The 3,079-nt window shown below is 56.4% G+C and carries 1 protein-coding gene; it reads left to right on the top strand.

Annotated features, from left to right (window positions below):
- Positions 1-180 precede the first annotated feature (180 nt).
- Positions 181-2,661, top strand: a complete 2,481-nt coding sequence (locus ACTF58_RS13420) for an AMP-binding protein (RefSeq protein WP_438992470.1) — start codon at positions 181-183, stop codon at positions 2,659-2,661.
- Positions 2,662-3,079 lie beyond the last annotated feature (418 nt).

Genomic DNA, 3,079 nt, shown 5'->3' with positions numbered 1-3,079 from the left:
CAAACGATATCTCTCTGACGATCTCATAGACAAATACAGCACACAAAAAAATGCTGTTTTGCCTTCAAAACATAACCGCAAATCGATCCGAAACGATCTGTTCAACAACGGTGGCCTTAATTCCGGTCATTTTCTGTGTTTTACATCCAGAAAGTGCCTTGAACTGGAGCCGTTTCGTTTATGAGTTGCCTTCTTGACCGCCTAGCGCATCACGCGCGCGATCATCCAGATCGTCCTGCCCTCTCTGATGATGAGGTTTGTCTGACTTATAGCGAGCTTGAGCGCCAAACGACGGCATTGGCCGCCGAATTGTCACGTCAGGGCATCAGGGCAGGCGACTGCATCGGCTGTTTGAAGCGCTCTATGGTGTCGGTCTGCATCACGGCTTTGGCGGCGCTCAAGATTGATGTGGCGATTGTTCCGCTGGATGAGCGTGAAAATCCGACCAAGATCGAGCATATCTTCAAGACGGCCCAAGTGAAGCGAGTTCTTTACGAAACCCAAGCGGGCGCTGACCTTGCAGCCCAGTGTGGCCTAGAGGCAGACCCTTTGTCGGAGCTTTTGTCTCTTGAGCAAAGCTTTGCGTTGCCCGAAAAGCCAAGCGGGGCGCAGATATGGTCGATCGAGCCGACGTCAGGGTCGAGCGGGCTTCCAAAGCTTGTGCCGCTGTCAGGAGAGGTGCTTGACCATTATATCGAGGCCCATGCCACGGCGGCGGGGCTCAGGCCTGATGATAAGATCGCGCTCTTTGGCGAAATGTGGTTTGATACTGTGTTCTCAAGCTTTTGGGCTGGCGCAGAGGCTTGTTTTTACGACTTTCGCGGCAAAGGGGCCGCTGGCATTGTGCCTTGGCTGCGGGCGCAAGAGATCACGGGCTTTCAAAGCTACCCTGTCGCGTTTCGCGCGATCGCTGAAAACGCCAGCGAGCCTTTTCCAAATATGCGCTTCATACGGCTGGCAGGGGAGGCGATCTTGCCGCGAGATGTGGCTGAGTTTGAGCGGCTGTGTCCTGAGGGCGCGGTGCTCACCAACAGCTATGGCTCGACAGAATGCGGGCTTCTGGCGTGTTTTGATTTTGTGAAAGGGGACAGGCTTCCTGATGGGCCGCTTCCTGCGGGCTATCCGCCTGTGGCGGGGGAGCTGAGCATTGTAGATAAAGAAGGGCGCCCTGTTATGCAGGGTGTTGCGGGCGTGATTGTGAAGCGCAGCCGTTATCTTGCCGAGCATTATTTGAACAACCCTGAACAGAGCAAAGGCGTCTACTGGACAGAAGCAGACGGGCGACGCGCCCTCTATACGGGCGATCTTGGCTATTTTGACAGTGAGGGTTGCCTTCATTTGATCGGGCGTATTGATGATCAGGTGAAGATCAGGGGGTATTCGGTCCGGTATTCGGAAGTGGAAGCCGAAATCTCCAAGGACAGCGGCTTTGCCGAGCTGGCTGTGACGAGCTGGCTGAACCCGCAGGGTGTGCGGCAGCTGGTGTGTCATTATGCTGTCGAGGTCGGGCACGAAATAAATGCGCGGGAGTATCGCGCACGCCTGATGGAACGCATTCCAGCCTATATGGTTCCCAATTATTTCATCTCTCATAAAAGGCTGCCCAAAACCGAGTCTGGCAAGATCAAAAGAAAGGCCTTGCCGACGCCAGACACGGTTCGGGAGCGGGGTAATATCGCGGACGAGAATTTGACCGAGACCGAGCAGGACGTGGCCGAGATATGGCAGGAGGTCTTGGGGCACAGTGACTATACGGCGCGTGACGACTTTTTTGATATTGGCGGTGATTCTTTACAAGCCATGTCGGCGCTTGTCGCCTTGGAGGAGCGCCATAAGGTCCGTTTGGGGTATGAGAGCTTTATCATGCAGGGCGCTTCGATTGCCGAGATTGCCAACCGGATTGATGACGCGCCGCGCGAGGATATGGTGACCCTTAAAAGCGGCGCGGGCGGTCCGCCTGTTTTTGTTATGCCTGTCGAGAACGGGGAGTTCTCCGACTGGCTCTATATGATGACAGCATTGGGGGAGAGCCGCAGCTACTTTGGAGTTCATGTGCGCGACATTACAGAGCGCGTGCAATTTGAGCGCCAGAGCATTGTGGATATGGCGTGTTATGCCTGCGACACGATAGAGCGAGAGCATGGGCTCGGGCCGATGGTGATCGCCGGTTTTTCGGCGGGAACGGGTCTGGCCCTTGAAGTTGCGCGCGAGATGACAGCGCGGGGGGCCGAAGATCTTGCGCTGGTGTTGCTGGAGCCAACCGCGCCCCAACTCCAGACCGAGCGATTCTCCTGGTGGCTGCGCCGCATTGTCAGCCCGCTCCTCAAACAAGGCGATCTGCGCAGGATGTTGGACCGGTGCGGGCATATTCTCTTCAAGCGCCCCAGCCAGGAATTGCCCGTGGCAGATGAGACGGCCTTTCGGCTACACAGCCCGCGCCCCGTCAATCTGACCAAAGTGTTAATGTTTTCCTGTCTCGAGGAGAATCCGAGAAAAGCCGAGAACGAGGCCTACTGGCAAACCATGGTCGGCGGGGCCGCCGATATTGAGGACGCGAGCGGAAACCATGTTCATTGTGTGCGCGACCCCAATGCAGCCGTTCTCGCACATAAGCTGGAAACGTGGATTGATAAGAGCTTTCCTGACAGCTCTCGCGCCTGAGGAAGGCGCGACGCGGGACGAATGGATCGGCGCTGTCGTCCTTCTGGCGCTTCTCTCATGAGGCTAGGTCTCAACAGATTCGGTCTGCGACTCGGGTGGGCACAGGTGATTCCGTGCGCTTGCACTGATCCATCCTAGATTCGCCCTGTGACTCGGCGCAGTTCAGGGGGCGAGTCGCCTTTATGGGGGCACCAGAGGCGCAAAACCCATGAGGTCTTGAGCCGGTGCCGCCAGTGCGGAGGTCTTGTGCCGAGGTGACGAGAAGCTGAAAATACCAACGGGCGTGGGCTTAAACGCAGGGAAAGCCGCGATGAAAACAGCCAATTAAATTAATCCCACCTTTTCCTAAAAAAGGGGTTGCGGGTTTGGTGAAGTCACCTTAGAACCCACTTCACCGGCGGCGCTGAGGCGCACAACG

It is taken from the genome of Lentibacter sp. (assembly GCF_965657785.1).
GTDB lineage: Bacteria > Pseudomonadota > Alphaproteobacteria > Rhodobacterales > Rhodobacteraceae > Lentibacter.
The sequence above is the reverse complement of the archived record's forward strand: the minus strand, read 5'-3'. Positions and strand labels throughout refer to the sequence as shown.

Bases quoted from the DNA above. Each gene is read 5' to 3' on its own strand.
- ACTF58_RS13420 (WP_438992470.1), top strand. From the start codon at position 181: ATGAGTTGCCTTCTTGACCGCCTAGCGCATCACGCGCGCGATCATCCA.